Origin of the sequence: Streptomyces sp. NPDC012508 (genome assembly GCF_042902595.1) — a bacterium.
Lineage (GTDB): Bacteria > Actinomycetota > Actinomycetes > Streptomycetales > Streptomycetaceae > Streptomyces.
The window spans coordinates 69,536-84,942 of record NZ_JBIBEO010000013.1 but is presented as its reverse complement, the minus strand read 5'-3'; the positions used below and the strand labels follow the sequence as shown (position 1 = coordinate 84,942).

16 protein-coding genes and 1 pseudogene are annotated in these 15,407 nt (G+C 73.2%); 10 read left to right on the top strand and 7 right to left on the bottom strand.

The window, feature by feature from the left end; all coding sequences use genetic code 11:
- Positions 1–7: 7 nt before the first annotated feature.
- The 4 genes from ACFY8U_RS35320 to ACFY8U_RS35305 all read left to right on the top strand — a co-directional run bounded on the left by ACFY8U_RS35320 (position 8) and on the right by ACFY8U_RS35305 (position 5,414).
- Positions 8–1,048, top strand: a complete 1,041-nt coding sequence (locus tag ACFY8U_RS35320) for a phosphatase PAP2 family protein (protein WP_389576211.1) — start codon at positions 8–10, stop codon at positions 1,046–1,048.
- A gap of 45 nt (positions 1,049–1,093) precedes the next feature.
- Positions 1,094–3,313, top strand: coding sequence for an NADP-dependent isocitrate dehydrogenase (locus tag ACFY8U_RS35315; RefSeq protein WP_389576210.1), 2,220 nt, complete (start codon positions 1,094–1,096; stop codon positions 3,311–3,313).
- Positions 3,314–3,409: 96 nt separating this feature from the next.
- A complete protein-coding gene (locus tag ACFY8U_RS35310; RefSeq protein WP_361433854.1) occupies positions 3,410–3,700 on the top strand; it encodes a hypothetical protein in 291 nt (96 codons plus the stop codon).
- Between the two features lie 115 nt (positions 3,701–3,815).
- Positions 3,816–5,414 carry a sigma-70 family RNA polymerase sigma factor gene (locus ACFY8U_RS35305; protein ID WP_389576209.1) on the top strand — a complete coding sequence of 533 codons (1,599 nt, stop codon included), beginning with the start codon at positions 3,816–3,818 and terminating at the stop codon, positions 5,412–5,414.
- Between the two features lie 28 nt (positions 5,415–5,442).
- On the opposite strand, the gene ACFY8U_RS35300 is transcribed toward ACFY8U_RS35305, so the two are convergent.
- The 4 genes from ACFY8U_RS35300 to ACFY8U_RS35285 all read right to left on the bottom strand — a co-directional run bounded on the left by ACFY8U_RS35300 (position 5,443) and on the right by ACFY8U_RS35285 (position 9,398).
- Positions 5,443–6,204 (bottom strand): CAP domain-containing protein, encoded by a 762-nt coding sequence (locus tag ACFY8U_RS35300; protein ID WP_389576208.1) that lies wholly within the window; start codon positions 6,202–6,204, stop codon positions 5,443–5,445.
- A gap of 271 nt (positions 6,205–6,475) precedes the next feature.
- Positions 6,476–7,348 carry a universal stress protein gene (locus ACFY8U_RS35295; RefSeq protein WP_389576207.1) on the bottom strand — a complete coding sequence of 291 codons (873 nt, stop codon included), beginning with the start codon at positions 7,346–7,348 and terminating at the stop codon, positions 6,476–6,478.
- Between the two features lie 139 nt (positions 7,349–7,487).
- A complete protein-coding gene (locus ACFY8U_RS35290; RefSeq protein ID WP_389576206.1) occupies positions 7,488–8,798 on the bottom strand; it encodes an acyl-CoA dehydrogenase family protein in 1,311 nt (436 codons plus the stop codon).
- Between the two features lie 141 nt (positions 8,799–8,939).
- On the bottom strand, positions 8,940–9,398 hold the full coding sequence (locus ACFY8U_RS35285) for an RrF2 family transcriptional regulator (protein WP_389576205.1): 459 nt from the start codon (positions 9,396–9,398) through the stop codon (positions 8,940–8,942).
- A gap of 139 nt (positions 9,399–9,537) precedes the next feature.
- Between ACFY8U_RS35285 and ACFY8U_RS35280 the strand changes: the two genes are divergently transcribed.
- Together ACFY8U_RS35280 and ACFY8U_RS35275 are read left to right on the top strand one after the other, a co-directional pair.
- Positions 9,538–9,684: a hypothetical protein gene (locus tag ACFY8U_RS35280; RefSeq protein ID WP_389576204.1), complete on the top strand. Its 147-nt coding sequence runs from the start codon at positions 9,538–9,540 to the stop codon at positions 9,682–9,684.
- A 129-nt stretch (positions 9,685–9,813) separates the two neighbouring features.
- A pseudogene (locus tag ACFY8U_RS35275) lies at positions 9,814–10,515 on the top strand (glutathione S-transferase C-terminal domain-containing protein); the annotation flags it as partial.
- A 119-nt stretch (positions 10,516–10,634) separates the two neighbouring features.
- Here ACFY8U_RS35275 and ACFY8U_RS35270 read toward each other — a convergent pair.
- Both ACFY8U_RS35270 and ACFY8U_RS35265 read right to left on the bottom strand, forming a co-directional pair.
- A complete protein-coding gene (locus ACFY8U_RS35270) occupies positions 10,635–11,093 on the bottom strand; it encodes a hypothetical protein (RefSeq protein ID WP_361763741.1) in 459 nt (152 codons plus the stop codon).
- A 160-nt stretch (positions 11,094–11,253) separates the two neighbouring features.
- The gene (locus ACFY8U_RS35265; RefSeq protein ID WP_361608044.1) at positions 11,254–12,291 is read right to left on the bottom strand and encodes an NAD-dependent epimerase/dehydratase family protein; all 1,038 of its coding nucleotides are present in this window, start codon (positions 12,289–12,291) and stop codon (positions 11,254–11,256) included.
- 141 nt (positions 12,292–12,432) lie between these two features.
- Here ACFY8U_RS35265 and ACFY8U_RS35260 point away from each other — a divergent pair, with 141 nt between their 5' ends.
- The 3 genes from ACFY8U_RS35260 to ACFY8U_RS35250 all read left to right on the top strand — a co-directional run bounded on the left by ACFY8U_RS35260 (position 12,433) and on the right by ACFY8U_RS35250 (position 13,624).
- Entirely contained in the window at positions 12,433–12,675 is a 243-nt protein-coding gene (locus ACFY8U_RS35260) for a DUF5133 domain-containing protein (RefSeq protein WP_389576203.1), read from the top strand.
- Positions 12,676–12,802: 127 nt separating this feature from the next.
- Positions 12,803–13,162, top strand: a complete 360-nt coding sequence (locus tag ACFY8U_RS35255) for an STAS domain-containing protein (RefSeq protein ID WP_389576202.1) — start codon at positions 12,803–12,805, stop codon at positions 13,160–13,162.
- Between the two features lie 6 nt (positions 13,163–13,168).
- Complete coding sequence (locus ACFY8U_RS35250) at positions 13,169–13,624, top strand: ATP-binding protein (RefSeq protein ID WP_389576201.1); 456 nt, start codon at positions 13,169–13,171, stop codon at positions 13,622–13,624.
- Positions 13,625–13,752: 128 nt separating this feature from the next.
- Here ACFY8U_RS35250 and ACFY8U_RS35245 read toward each other — a convergent pair whose 3' ends face one another.
- On the bottom strand, positions 13,753–14,643 hold the full coding sequence (locus ACFY8U_RS35245; RefSeq protein WP_389576200.1) for a SigB/SigF/SigG family RNA polymerase sigma factor: 891 nt from the start codon (positions 14,641–14,643) through the stop codon (positions 13,753–13,755).
- A 131-nt stretch (positions 14,644–14,774) separates the two neighbouring features.
- Between ACFY8U_RS35245 and ACFY8U_RS35240 the strand changes: the two genes are divergently transcribed.
- Complete coding sequence (locus ACFY8U_RS35240; protein WP_389576199.1) at positions 14,775–15,275, top strand: ATP-binding protein; 501 nt, start codon at positions 14,775–14,777, stop codon at positions 15,273–15,275.
- Positions 15,276–15,407 lie beyond the last annotated feature (132 nt).

Below are 15,407 nucleotides of genomic sequence, written 5' to 3'. Positions count from 1 at the left end.
TCGGAGCATGGCCCCCTACGACAGGCACCGCGCCGACGGCACCCCGCAGTCGCTGACCGGCACCTGGTGGTACGCCGCCGTCGCCGGTGAAGCGGCCGACTCCTTCAGCGCCCGCGTACGCAAGAGGATGCGCCGCGCCTGCCTCGGCGCGGTGCTGCTCATGGCGGTCGTCTACGCCGGACTCGTCCTGACCGCGACGGGCCAGCGCTGGGAGAACGCCGTCCTCGCCGGCCGCTTCACCGACGAGACGCTGGCCGCCGCCCATGAGGCGAACAGCACACTCCAGCACATCACCGTCTACTCCCTCGCCCTCGCCCTGCTCGCCTTGACCGGCATCGGGATGCTGCGCCGGCGCTACACGCTGACCGTCGCCGCCCTGGGCCTCGTCGCCGTCTCACTGTTCCTCGCCGAGGTACTCAGACGCCTCCTCCTGGCCCGCCCCGACCTCGTCGAGGCGCCGGCACACCTGATGCGCAACAGCTTCCCCAGCGGGCACACCGCGATCGCCATGAGTGTGATGTTCGGTCTCGTCCTCGTCGTCCCCTACCGGGCTCGCGGCATCGCCGTGGGCCTGTGCGCCCTGTGGGCGACGGCCGTGGGCGCGTACACCGTGGCGGCCGGCTGGCACCGGCCCAGCGACGCGATCGGGGCCGACCTGCTCGTCCTCGCCCTGGCCTGCGGGCTGCTCGCGGTCCTCGCCCGCCGGGGCAAGGTCGCCCCCGCACGCACGCGCCGCTTCCCGCTGCGGACGCTCTTCGTCGTGGCGCCCCTCTCCCTCGTCGCCGTGGGCGGCCTCGGCACCGGGATCGTCCTCCTCGTCGACTCCATGTACGTCCTGGATCCCACCGACCCGTCCGTCCCCCGCCTCGCCTACCGGGCCGGACACGCGCTCGTCGCAGGGACGGGCGCGGCGGTCACGCTCGTGCTTCTGGCCCTGGTCCGCCGCGTCGACCCGGGCGCCACCCCCGCCCCGTACCGGCTCACGGGCACCCTCGAACCCGAGCCGACAGGGCCCTTTCCCACCGAGGCCGATCACGAGATATCTTGATGTCGAGCAATCTCGCAGACGCAGACGTGGAGCGGAGCACACCCGGTGACTGACTCGACCATCATCTACACCCACACTGACGAGGCGCCCGCCCTGGCGACGTACTCGTTCCTGCCCGTGATCCAGGCCTACGCCTCGACGGCCGGAGTCAATGTCGAGACCCGTGACATCTCCCTGGCCGGGCGCATCATCGCCGGATTCCCCGAGCGTCTCGAGGCGGGGCAGCGCATCGACGACGCCCTCGCCGAGCTCGGCGCGCTGGCGAAGACGGCCGAGGCCAACATCATCAAGCTTCCGAACATCTCGGCGTCCATCCCGCAGCTGAAGGCCGCGATCGCAGAGCTCCAGGCGCAGGGCTACGCCCTCCCGGACTACCCGGACGACCCGCAGACCGACGAGGACAAGGACGTCCGCGCCCGCTACGACAAGGTCAAGGGCAGCGCCGTCAACCCGGTCCTGCGTGAGGGCAACTCCGACCGCCGCGCCCCCGGCTCGGTCAAGAACTACGCCAAGACCCACCCGCACCGCATGGGCGCCTGGAGCGCGGACTCCAAGACCAACGTCGCGACGATGGGCCAGAACGACTTCCGCTCCACCGAGAAGTCCGCCGTCGTCACCGAGGCCGGCACCCTGCGCATCGAGCACGTCGCCGCCGACGGCACCACCACCGTCCTGCGCGAGTCGGTCCCCGTCCTCGCCGGCGAGGTCGTCGACGCCTCCGTCATGCGCGTCGCCGCCCTGCGTACCTTCCTCTCCGAGCAGGTCGCCCGCGCCAAGGCCGAGGACATCCTCTTCTCCGTGCACCTCAAGGCCACGATGATGAAGGTCTCCGACCCGATCGTCTTCGGTCACGTCGTGCGCGCCTTCTTCCCGAAGACCTTCGCCGCCCACGGTGCGGCGCTCGCCGCCGCCGGCCTCTCCCCGAACGACGGCCTCGGCGGGATCCTCAACGGCCTGGCCGCCCTCCCGAACGGCGCCGAGATCAAGGCGTCCTTCGACGCCGAGATCGCCGAGGGCCCGGCCCTCGCCATGGTCGACTCCGACAAGGGCATCACCAACCTGCACGTGCCGTCCGACGTCATCGTCGACGCCTCGATGCCGGCCATGATCCGCACCTCCGGCCACATGTGGGGCCCGGACGGCCAGGAGGCCGACACCCTCGCCGTCCTCCCGGACAGCAGCTACTCCGGTGTCTACCAGGCCGTCCTCGACGACTGCCGCGCCCACGGCGCCTTCGACCCGTCGACCATGGGCTCCGTACCGAACGTCGGTCTGATGGCGCAGAAGGCCGAGGAGTACGGCTCCCACGACAAGACCTTCGAGATCGCCGCGGCCGGCACCGTCCGCCTCGTCGACGCCGCGGGCAACGTGGTCCTGGAGCAGGAGGTCGCCGAGGGCGACATCTTCCGCGCCTGCCAGACCAAGGACCTGCCCATCCAGGACTGGGTCAAGCTCGCCGTCACCCGCGCCCGCGCCACCGGCGCCCCGGCCGTCTTCTGGCTGGACGAGACCCGCGCCCACGACGCCCGGCTGATCGCCAAGGTCGAGCAGTACCTGCCGGAGCACGACACCGAGGGCCTGGAGATCAAGATCCTCTCCCCGGTGGAGGCCACGAAGTTCTCCCTGGAGCGCATCCGCCGCGGCGAGGACACCATCTCGGTCACCGGCAACGTCCTCCGCGACTACCTGACCGACCTCTTCCCCATCCTGGAGCTGGGCACCAGCGCCAAGATGCTGTCGGTCGTCCCGCTGATGGCGGGCGGCGGTCTCTTCGAGACGGGCGCCGGCGGCTCCGCCCCGAAGCACGTCCAGCAGCTCGTCAAGGAGAACTACCTCCGCTGGGACTCCCTGGGTGAGTTCTTCGCCCTGGCCGCCAGCTTCGAGCACCTGGCCACCACCACGGGCAACGCCCGCGCCCAGGTCCTGGCCGACACCCTCGACCGCGCCACCGGCACCTTCCTCAACGAGGACAAGTCGCCGACCCGCCGCGTCGGTGGTATCGACAACCGCGGCAGCCACTTCTACCTGGCCCTGTACTGGGCCCAGGAGCTGGCCAGGCAGACCGACGACGCGCAGCTCGCCGAGGCCTTCGCGGGCCTGGCCAAGACCCTGACCGAGCAGGAGGAGACCATCGTCTCCGAGCTCAACGCGGTCCAGGGCTCCCCGGCCGAGATCGGCGGCTACTACCAGCCCGACCCGGCCAAGGCCGCGGCCGTGATGCGCCCGTCCGCCACCTTCAACGAGGCCATCGCGTCCCTCGTCTGACCCCGGCGCGACAGCTGTGCCGCCCCGGCCGGAATTCCTCCGGCCGGGGCGGTCCCGTCAGTGGCGGATGTGGCATCCGGGTGTGAACCTGGATGGATGAGCTGGGCATCATGGACGACCCCCGGCGTCTACACCGGGCGCGGTGGGGTGCTCACCGACGAAGTCGGTGCGGTCACGGGTGACCTGACCGTGCACACCACCTGGGCAGATGGCGAAGCACGCGTAGCCGTGCAGTACAGCGGTGCCTCCGACTGGTTCACGATGGCGGGCAGTCCGGTGCCGTGCTCCTCCGAGGCGGAGAGCCGCGAACTCCACGAGGCCGCCGTCGAGGCCGTACGGGCGGGGCAGGGCGCGACCTTGCCGTATCTGCCCCACCCACCCGCATAGCCGGCTTCGCGGCCCGGTAACCTCGCGTCCCCGGCCGCGAAGTGTTATCCCACCCGCTCCCACGGGTCTCCTCACGACGGGGACGGACAGACCCAGGTACGAGGGAGCAGGGCACATGCACAGCGACGAGCGCGGCACGGCCGCACTGGTGGACGCGGCGGCGGCGGGCGACGCCGACGCCGGTGAGCTGCTGATACGCGCCTACCTTCCGCTGGTCTACAACATCGTCGGCCGGGCGCTCGACGGGCACGCGGACGTCGACGACGTCGTCCAGGAGACGATGGTCCGCGCCCTCCACGGTCTGCCCGGGCTGCGCGACCCCGAGCGCTTCCGGTCCTGGCTCGTCGCGATCGCGATGAACCAGATCCGCCGCCGCTGGCGCGAACGGCAGAACGGCCCCGTCCCCGGCCTCGACCGGGCCGCCGAGCTGGCCGACCCCGACGGTGACTTCGTCGATCTGACCATCCTGCGGCTCGGCCTCTCCGGCCAGCGGCGCGAGGTCGCCGAGGCCACCCGCTGGCTCGACGAGAGCGACCGCGAGGTGCTCGCGCTGTGGTGGCTGGAGGCCGGCGGCGAACTCAGCCGCGCGGAGCTGGCCGAGGCGCTGGAGGTCACACCCGCGCACGCGGCCGTCCGCGTCCAGCGGATGAAGGAGCGCCTGGAGACGGGCCGGGAGGTCGTACGCGCCCTGGCCGGGCGGCCGCAGTGCGCGGAGCTGGCCCGGCTCACCGCCGACTGGGACGGCCGGCCCTCCCCGCTCTGGCGCAAGCGCCTCGCCCGCCATGTGACGAGCTGCGCCCGGTGCGTCCCCGCCGGCACGAACCTCGCCCCGGCCGAAGCGCTGCTGGTGGGCCTCGCCCTCGTCCCCCCGCTCCTCCTCTGGGCGGCACCTCCGCCGGAGACCGAGACGGTCGCCTGGGCGGAAAGCCAAGCGGACCCGAGCCTCTACGGGACGACGGGATCCGACCCGGCTCCGTACGCCGGCACGCCCGCGGATCCGGTCGCCGGCCAGGCCGCAGGGCCGGCAGCGGGCGGGAATCCTGCCCCGCACGCCGGTACCGGCCCGGTGCCCGCCGACTCCGGCGCCGGGACGAGCGCCGCGGCCGGGGGCTCATTGCGGCGGGCCTGGGTCGCCGGGGCGGCCACCCTCGGCGTACTCGGCGGGATCATCCTGCTGATGCCGTCCGAGCCGGAGGCCCGTGAGCCCGCGCCCCCCGTCACGCCGGTGGCGGCGCCGCCACCGGCGCCGACCACCCCGCCCTCGCCGAGCCCCACCACCCCCGAGCCCACCCCGACCCCGACCCCGACGCCCACCCCGACACGGACGGCCACCCCCGAGGAGCGGTTGAACCGCCTGGTCAACCAGCGGCGGGCGGAGGCCGGGTGCAAGCCCCTGAAGACCGATCCCCGGCTCGCCGAGGCGGCCCGCGCCTACGCCCGTGACATGGTGCGCCGCGGCTACTACGCGCACAGCAGCCCCGAGGGCCGGTTCGCCGACGCGCGCATCTCGGCCGCCGGGTACACCTGGTCGGCCTGGGCCGAGAACCTGGCGCGCGGCACGACCGACCCGGCCGCCGTCTTCGACGGCTGGATGGACGGCGCGATGCACGAGCAGAACATGCTGAACTGCCGCTACCGCGACACCGGCGTCGCCGCCGTGCCCGGGCCCGACGGCACGGTGTGGGTGCAGAAGCTGGCCGCGCCCGCGTCCTGAACCCGTACCGCCGCACCGACCCGCCGGATCAGCGCCGGACGGCGAAGTTCTGGACCCACCAGGGCCCGTTGGACGCCAGCGCCACCCCGACGCCGACGTCCTTGAACGAGCAGTTGAGGATGTTGCGGCGGTGACCGTCGCTCTTCATCCAGTCCTCCATGGCCTCCACGGGGGTCTTGGGGCCGCGGTGGATGTTCTCCGCCCAGCTGGACCATGTGTATCCGGCCGCCGTGATGCGGTCGCCCGCGTCCCGGCCCTCGGGGGTGGTGTGGCCGTAGTAGTCGCGGTCCGCCATGTCGTCCGCGTGGGACTGCGCCGATTCGTGCAGCCGTCCGTCGGCGCGCAGCGGGGAACAACCCGCCTTCTCCCGCTCGGTGTTGGCGAGCGCCACGACCTGCTCGACGAACTGCGCGGCCTTCCCGCCACCGCCCGCCTTCGGCACAGGGGCCACCGCGTTCTCCGGCGCGGGGGCCCGCACCGGGGTCCGCGCGGCGGGCGCCGAGGCCGACGCGGACTCCTTCGGGGCAGGGGCGGGCGCCGAGGGCGCGGACCGGTGCGCGGAGGGGGGCACGGATGGTGCGGCCCCCGAGGGGACGGCCTTGGCCGGGGTGGGTGAGACGGGCGCGGCCGGCGGTGCGGCGGGCGGATCCGACCGGCCGGCGAGGGGCGCCACATTCGTCAGCGCGACCTCCTCCGAACGGGTGTCCACCGCCGACGGGCCTCCCAGGGACGCCACGTACGCCCCGGCCGCGACCGTCAGCGCCACCGTCGCCGTACCCGCGAGAGCCACGGCCGTACGGAAGGACGGCGCCCGGCGGCCATGGCGTCGAGGACTCCCGCCTCTGCGGTGCCGGCCGCCGCCGTGCGTCCGCTGCTCGTCTGGCCTTGGCTCGTCGTGGTGCTGCATGGGCTCCGCTCTCTGCTCCGGGGCCGCCGGACGGTCCGGCGGCAGGGGAGAGCCGCCGGGGCGACAGTCCTCACCCTTTCCTGGCCAGGACCGGCCGACACACCGCGTCAACCTGCCGCGTCACCCCGCCGGGTCAACCCGTAGCGCCACCGCATCACTCGTGCGGCACGACCGCCACCGGGCACGGAGCCAGATGGAGCGCGGCGTGCGCCACGGAACCGATCCGGGGACCGATCGCCCCACGCCGGGCCCGGCGCCCGACCACGAGGAGCCGCGCCCCGCCCGATGAGGTGAGAAGCACCTGCCCGGCGCTCCCGATCTCCACCTGCTCCGTCACCCGGACGTCGGGGTACCGCTCCCGCCACGGGGCCAGGGCCTCGCGCAGCGCCTTCTGCTCGTACGGGACGAGTCCGCCGGCCTCGTCGGCGAGCGCCATCGACCCGGGGCTGTAGGTGTACAGGGACGGCAGGCTCCATGCCCGTACCGCCCGGATCGACGCCCCGCGTGCCGCCGCCGTCTCGAACGCGAAGCCCAGCGCGGGGGCGCTGTCCTCCGGCCCGCCCAGCTGGCCGACGACGATCTCGCCGCCCTCGGGATCCGGCTCCTCGTCGCCGTGCGCACGGACCGCCACGACGGGCCCGGTGGCGCCCGCGATGATCTGCTGGCCGTACGAGCCGAGCAGGAACCCGGCCACCGCCCCGTACCCGCGCGAACCGATGACGAGCATCTCGGCCCGCTTCTCGGTGCTCAGCAGCGCGGCGACCGGCGTGTCGGGCAGGACCTCGGCGGAGAGTGCCAGGCCGGGAAAGCGCGAGGCGATCGCCGACTCTGCCTCGCGCACCACCTCGGCGGCCATCCGCTCCTGGTGGGCCGGATCCTGGGTCAGCGGGAGGTCGAGCGGCTGCCATCGCCAGGCATGGACCAGGCGCAGCGCCAGCCCGCGGTGCGAAGCCTCACGCGCGGCCCAGTCCGCCGCTGCCAGACTCTCGGTCGAACCGTCCACTCCGGCGACGATCTCACGGCTCATCAGGCTGCCTCTCCACTCGACGAATCCGGCCTGTCGGCCGGCGCCTTTCCTCTCCAGCTTGGGTCAAACGACCGCGCGGCGAGAGGGCCGGAGGTCCCGACATGCCGACAGCATGCCGACGACATGCCGACAGCGCCCGTCACGCGAGCAGTCTGAGCCCCGGCCGCGTGCCGTGGAGATAGTGGTCGCCGATGTCGCGCAGGCGGTGCGTTTCGGAGGACCGGGCCGTCAGCGCGCGGGCGTTGCGCCAGAAGCGGTCGAAGCCGGGGCCGCCGCCCGGGGCGTCGGCGGGCTCCGTGGTGTCGACGAGTTCGAGGATCCGGCTGGTGATCCGTACCGCCGCCCGGCTCGTCACGGCCTCGGCCGCGGCGACGAGCACGGCGATGTCGGCGCGCTCCTCGACCCCGAGCGCGCTCCCGGTCACCAGACCGCGCGCCAGGACGTCCGTCGCCCGCTCGACGACGGCCGCGGCGGCATGGGCGGACGTGGCCAACTCTCCGTACGCCAGCAGGAGGAACGGGTCCTCGCGGCCGAAGGGGTCGTCGGACGTGTCGTCGGGCGCGCCCGTGCGCGATCCGGTGCGTCGCGGGACCGCCCGGGTCGCGCGGCTGACGTCCCGGGCCTCGGCCAGCGCTCCCTCGGCGATGCCGAGTCCGACATGGACGAGCAGGAGACGCAGCGCGAGCGGGGCGAGTGTCGTGAAGGGGGCGACGGCGTGCTCGTCGCGGGGGAGCGCACCGAGGACGTTCCGCGCGTCCACCCGTACCTGGTCGAACGTCACCGTCCCGGCACCCGAGAGCCGCTGCCCGACCCGCTCGGCACCGGGCTCGATGAACACGGCGGGGTCCGCGGGGTCCACGAGGAAGACGAGCAGTTCCCCGGTCTGCGTACAGCGCGCCCCGACGACGAGACGGTCGGCGACGCTCACCCCCGAGGCGAAGGAGCGCCGTCCGTCGAGGAGATACCCGCCCGGCGCCGGGGTGAGGGTGAGGCCGGGCTCCGCGGGCGTACGGGACGGCTCGATGCCGCCGGCGAGCAGCCGTCCCTCCCGTGCCGTGCCGTCCTCGAAGGCGGTGTGCGGGGCGCTCGCGGGGACGGGTGCCTCGCCGCCGGTGAGGAAGCGGGCGGTCCAGGAGAGGACGTGGTGGTGGGCGAGGAGCTCGCCTATGGAGCTGTCGGCCGCGGAGATCTCCCGGATCACCGCGCAGGCGGCCCGCCAGTCGGCTCCTCGGCCGCCCGGTCCCGGCGGGGCGAGCAGGGCGGGCAGTCCGGCCTCCTGGAGCCGGGCGACCTCGTCGAACGGGGGCTTGCCCGCCCGGTCCCTGGCCGGGGCGTCGAAGGCGAGGTCGTCGGCGAGCTCCCGGGTGACGCGGGGCCAGATCTCGTCGTCACCACGGCGGTCGGCCGGTCGGGAGGTGGGGCGTAGCGCTGACTTCTTCGGCGTTCTCACGTCACCTCTTAGGTTCCCTAGGTTCCCCACTGGAATGGTAGGGATATTCGCAGAGGGTCGCCGGGCCGCCAAGGGGCGTTCACATCATGGACGGTCGAATCTCGTGAGCCGAGACATCGAGGGCTGTGCCGTGGGGAGTTGTCAGGGGTTGGTCCAGGCGTCCGGGGCCTCCGCGAGCCCGGAGATCTCGTCCGGCAGCTTCGCCGCCGCCAGATCCGCGAGCGACACCCCGTCGAGCACCTGGCGCACATTCGCCCGCAGCGCGATCCAGAGCGTCAGCAGGGACTCGGCCGGGCCCGTGTACGAGAGCTCCGGCGGTCGCACCCCGCGTACGGACACCAGCGGGCCGTCCACGCAGCGGATGACGTCCGCGACGGAGATCGACTCCGCCGGCCTGGCCAGCCAGTACCCGCCGTTCCCGCCGCGCTGGCTCTGCACCAGGCCGCCTCGGCGCATGTCGCCGAGGATCCCTTCCAGGAACTTGTGCGAGATGTCCTGGTCGTCGGCGATCGCCTCGGCCTTCACCGGCCCCGTGTCCTGGGCGGCGGCCAGCTGGAGCGCGGCGCGTACCGCGTAGTCGGCCCTGGCTGAGATGCGCATGCCCGCATTATTCCGCACCTTCGTGACCGGATTCGTACGCCCGGCCAGGAGTGTGCCCGGGGTTGGTCCGCGCTCTTGACGCGGACTGTGACCGCGTCGACACTCAGGAACGGGAACCCGAGTGAACAGGTAGGGAATGATGGGAATCGCCGGAACGCAGGACACCGCCGGGGCCGCCCGGCAGCCGCTCTCACCGGCCCTGACCTCCCGTCGCCACATCGACCTCCTGCGGATCTGCGGCGCGACGCGCCGTCACCGCAGCCGGGGCGCGGGCTCGGCCCGCTGAGCGGCCGCGCCGAGGCCCCTGCGCACGGCTGCGCGCTCTCCTCCTTCCCGTATCGCCGCTGCCTCCGGGCGCGCGCCGACGTCGTCGTGCGCTGCCGTGACCCAGCACCGAGCACCCTCAGGGAGAAGCATGTCCGTCATCCAGCACCACGGTCCGTACGCACCGCCGTACCTCGCCCCGTTCGTCCCCCCGGTGACCGCCCGGCCCGCCTTCTCCGGCCGGATCGGCCAGGACGTCCGCAGCGGCCACTACCCCGTGCCGCACCGCTACCGGCTCCATGTCGCGCGTGCCTGTCCCGGCTGTCTGCGCATCGCCGTCACCCACGGCCTCCTCGGCCTCCAGGAGACCGTTCCGCTGTCCTTCCTCCCGGCCGCCCCCGACACACCCGGCGGTGGTTACGCCGTGCTGCGCGCCCTCTACGAGGCCAGCGCCCACCAGTACGCCGGACCGGCGGCCGCGCCCGTGCTCAGCGACGGGTGGACCGGCCGGATCGTCAGCACCCACGCGCCCGACATCCTGCGCGACCTCGCACTCCGGTTCCGCGGCCCGGACCGGCCCGACCTGCTGCCCGAAGGGTGCGACGCGGAGATCGAGGCGATCGGCGACCTCTGTGCACGTGGCATCGACGGAGCCGTGCGCGACGCGGGGCAGCCGGGGCTCGACACGGAAGCCGTCCGCCGGGGCCCGCTCGTCGTCCTCTTCGCCGCCCTCGGTGAGCTGGAGCGCATGCTGGAGCGGCGGCCGTACGTGCTCGGCGACGCCGTCACCGCGGCCGACGTCCAGGTGTGGGTGACCCTGCTCCAGCTGGACACGGTCCACCGCAGGCACCTCGACGGTGCCACGCGGGACCGGATCGCGGGACACCGGGCGCTGTGGTCCTACGCCCGACGCCTCGCCGCGCACCCGGCGTTCGCACCCCACCTCGACTTCGGGAGCGGCGTCGGCGACGGTCAGGCCGCGAGCGGCTCCCAGTCCTTCCTGACCTCGAAGCGGTATGTGCTCCGGTCGAGCACCCGCCCGTCGCCGTCGACGAGCGCCGCCTCCACCTCGTACAGGCCCCGGGCGCGTGGGCCGTTCGGTACCCGCTCGGGCGGGAGGGCCAGCTCGTACGGACCGCCGTGCCGGAAGTCCCCGAGCGTCACTTCGCGACCGCCGAGTTCGGCTCCGGCCCGGTGCCGGACGTCGACCACCTTCAGGCCCGTCACCGACGTGCCGTCCACCTGGAAGCGGACCACGGCCCGGCACTCCGTGCCTTCCTTGACCGTGAACGGGGCGGACGCCTGCTCCGCCGCGGGCACCGGTACGGAGATGTCCTCGTGTCCGGTGTATTGGAGCTCCAGTCCGAGCAACCGGACGGTGGGACGCTCCCGGGGAGGGACGGCCGGGGCCGTGTCGGCGAGGGAAACCATGGTGTGCTCGCCTCTCAGGGCAGGGCCTCGCGAACGAGGGGGACGGTACGACGACGCACCAGCGGCTACCCGCTAGGCCCCCGCCCATGCGGGGCGGTCGACGCGGCGCGGCGGGCGGGCGGCGCGGCGGGGGAGACGGCGCGCGACGCGCCCGTGTCTCTCAGCCTACGCGGCGCCCCGTGAGCGGCCCGGTGGCGTCCCCGCTGCCTGCCCGTACACCCCGCAGAAAGGCACCCAGTGCCTCCAGGGAGGTCGAGGACGGCTCCCAGTCGAGCTCGCGCCGCGCCCGGTCCGGGGCCAGCAGCGGAATCCTCAGCACCGCGTCGAAGAGGTCGGGCGAGGCGGGCACCACCCGCAGGTGCCAGGCGGCCGAAAGCAGGCTCCGTGCCGCGCCGTTCGGCACCTTCACGGGCCGTGCGTCAAGGAGCGAGGAGAGCACCGCGGTGTCGATCACCGGGTCCGCCGCGAGGTTGAAGGGGCCCCGGACGTCCCGTACGAGCGCGCGGCGGTACGCGTCGGCCGCGTCGTCCGTGTGCAGTGCCTGGAAGCGCAGCCCCTGCAGCTCCGGCAGGACGGGCAGGAGCTCGGGACGGAACAGCCAGCCCGGGAAGTACCGGCCGGCGAAGATCCGGCGCTGCTCACTCGCCGACTCCTCCTTGAAGAGGAAGCAGGGCCGCATCCGCACCACCCGCGTCTGCGGGTGGTCGCGCTCGAAGGTGTCCAGGACGCGCTCCAGATACGCCTTCTCCCGGGTGTACGCGGCGCCCGGCCAGCCATGGGTCGGCCAGGACTCGGAGACGGGCGTGCCGTTCTCCGGCCCCGGCGAGTAGGCGGCGACGGACGAGGCGCACACCAGGGTCGGCACGTGCGCCGCCGCCACCGCGTCGAAGACCCGCAGGGACCCGAGCACGTTGGTCCGCCAGGTCTCGACGGGATCGTGGGTCGGCTGGAACCGCCACGCCAGATGGACCACGGCGTCGGCGTCCGCGATGTACTCCGCGAGCCGCGGCTCGTCGCTCTCCAAAGACAGGTCGACCTCGGCCCACTCGGTCTTCTCCAGCGTCAACGCGGGGGTGCGCCGGGCGAGTCCGAGGACGGAGGCGATCCGTGGCTCGCGCGCCAGAGCCCGCATCAGGCTCGTCCCGACATTGCCCGTGGCACCGGTGACGACGACCTTCAGTTCCGTACTCGCCTTCATGGAACGACCTTCCGTCATTCCCGGCGGACGCGCATGTCGACCGGAAGGCGTGACGCATCGTGTTCGCATGGGTCGCGCGGGTGACGCGGTGACCCGAATATGGAGCGACGGAGGGAAGGGGGCCGCGCCAGGAGGAGCATGATGTTGCTGCCCGACAGAAACAAGATCGACCGGCTGCTGCGGCACTACCGGGCCCAGGAAAGGGTGGTCCTGGCCCGGCCGTGCGACCTGTCGATCCGCAGGAGGTTCGAGGACACGGCGTACACGCTCTGCGTGTTGATGGGGGAGCGGACCGCGCGCGAGGCGGTGCACGCCGCCGAGCGGTACGTGGGACGGACGAGCCCCGCGCCCCGGCAGGCGCTGGAAGGGCTCCCCGGTGCCTGACCGTTACGGCATCCCGGGGCACCTCGTCGCGGCCGATGGGACAAGAGAGGCGTTCCGGGGTAGGTCCGGGGCATGAGAGAGATGGACCCCTGACTCTGTACGACCATGGAGGGAGGCGGGTGATCCGATGACGTCGGAGCGGTTCGCCGTCACGGCCGAACCCGGACCGCAGCCCGGTGCCGTGGTGCTCTCCCTCGCGGGGGAGCTGGACCACGACACGGCGGACACACTGCGAAGCGCTCTGGAGGAGCGGACCGGCGCGGTACGGATCCTGGTCGACTGCGAGCAGCTGAGCTTCTGCGACTCGACCGGCCTGAACGTGCTGCTCCGCGCCCGCCTGCGCGCCCTGGAGGAGGGCGGCCGGCTGGAACTGGCGGCCCTTCGCCCGCCCGTGGCCCGGATGTTCGAGATCACGGGGGCGCGGACGGTGTTCCGGGTGTACGAGGACGTGGCCGAGGCGCTCACCGACCACCCGGCCGGTGGCTAGGCGCGGATGGCGGAGGGAGTCGTGGGCGGGAAAGGCGTGGACGAGGGACAGGTGCGGCGGCTGGTGCTGTTCGGGACCAAGGGCGTCGTGATGCGCTGTCGTGACTTCACGGCGGAGGCGCTGACCGACTGGGGCTGGATCCCGGCCGAGGACGACGAGGGGCGGGAGCGGGCGGAGGACGTCCTGCTCCTGGTCTCCGAGGTCGTCACCAACGCCTGCCTGCACGCCGGAGGCCCCGAGGAACTGGTCCTGCGCCACCGGGACGGACGGCTGCGGGTCGAGGTCTTCGACGGGAACCCGGAGCACCCGCGTAGGCGCCAGCCCCGCGCGCCGTCGCTGCCCGGAGGCCACGGTCTGATGGTCCTGGATCGCCTGGCGCGCGCCTGGGGCTCCGAAGCCCGTGAACGCGGCAAGGTCGTCTGGCTGGAAGTCACCCGCCCCGCACCGCGCGGCGACGCGTGACCGCGTCGGGCCTCGTACGTGGTCACTCGCCCAGCACCTCGTGGCGATGGCTGCCCGACCGCGTCGGGCTCCGTGCGTGACGCCCTCGCTCCCGCGAGGGCGTCAGCGGCTCGGTGGCCCGGTTCTGCCTAGTCGTCCGCCGGGTCCTCCAGGAGGCCCGTTCGGAGCTCGTCGAGGATGCGGGCCAGCAGGCGCGAGATGTGCATCTGCGAGAGGCCGAGCCGTTCGCCGATCTCCGCCTGCGTCAGCTCCTCGCCGAACCGCAGTGCCAGGATCCGCCGGTCGCGCTCCTCGAGCCGCGCGATCAGCGGCTTCAGCGACTCCAGCGCGTCGATCAGCTCGAAGGCCCGCTCCTCCTCACCCAGCCGCCGCGCCCCCACAGTGACGGCCGACTCGTCGTCCCCGGTCGGCGTGTCGAGCGACCGGGCCACGTAGCCGTTCGAGGCCTGCTCGCCCTCGGCCACGCTCTCCTCACCGATCCGCAGATGGCCGGCGAGCTCCGCCCGGGTCGGGCGCCGACCGAGCCGCTGCTCCAGCGTGTCGATGGCCTTCGCCAGCTCGATGCGGAGCTCCTGAAGGCGGCGCGGCACCTGGACGGCCCAGCTGGTGTCACGGAAGAAGCGCTTCATCTCGCCCACGATGGTGGGCAGCGCGAACGCCGAGAACTCCACGTCGCGGCCGGCCTCGAACCTGTCGATCGCCTTGATCAGTCCGATCGTGCCGACCTGGACGATGTCCTCCGTGGGCTCGGCCCGGTTCCGGAAGCGGCGGGCGGCGAACTTGACCAGGCTGAGGTTCAGCTCGATCAGGGTGTTCCGCACGTACGCGTGCTCGGGCGTGCCCTCCTCCAGTGCCTCCAGGCGGGTGAAGAGAGCGGTCGAGAGCGTCTGGGCGTCGGTCGTGCTCACCTCGGTGGGCCGGTCGACCTCGGGCAGACCGTCCAGCGCGCGCTCGCGCACGGCCGCGGCGTCGTCGACCTGGATGCGGGTCGAGACGGTGGGCTTGCGGAGGGTGGACATGAGGGCTCCCTCGACGCGATGGGACGAGCTCTCGCCGCCGGTGCGGCGGCCGGCTCCGTCGTTCGAGCGTCCACAGGCAATCATTCCCCTTCCTGGCGGTTTGACACTGAATGTCCGGGAAGCGGAGACGTATGACGAGTGCACCGAGGGTTGACGGAACGGCCCGCGCCCCTGACCGGTCCCGGCTTTTCACGCTGGGCGACGGCCCGGGCGTGGTCGGGGAATGCCGCGACCTCACGCGGCGGGCGCTCCAGGACTGGTTCGGCACCCGGGCCCTCGTCGGGAACGTCGCGGTGGACGACATCCTGCTGCTCGTCTCGGAGGTCGTCGCCAACGCGTACGAGCACGGGGGAGCCCCCTACGAGCTCCGTCTCGACCGCACCGGCGGCCGGCTGTGGGTCCAGGTCAGCGACACCAGCCCCGTCCGCCCCCGGCCGCACGGCCCGCACCGGGCAAGCCGCACCTCGGGACACGGGCTCTACCTGCTCGAACGGCTCTCCGTCGGATGGGGCTCCGTCCCGCGCGGCCAGGGCAAAGCGGTCTGGTTCGAGGCGGCGGTGACCGACGCCGCCGACCCTGCGGGCCCTGCTTGGAGCGACGCTGCCGACCCCCGCGGGCGCTGCCTGGAGTGACACTGCCGACCCCGCGCGCGGTGCCTCGGGCGGTGCCTAGAGTGGAGAAGCGGAACGGTGTCGCCGCGGCTGCGCCCGGTAGGCGTATCAGGCGCCGCGTGGCACGAGCACCGCGCCCGTACCGCTCTCGTA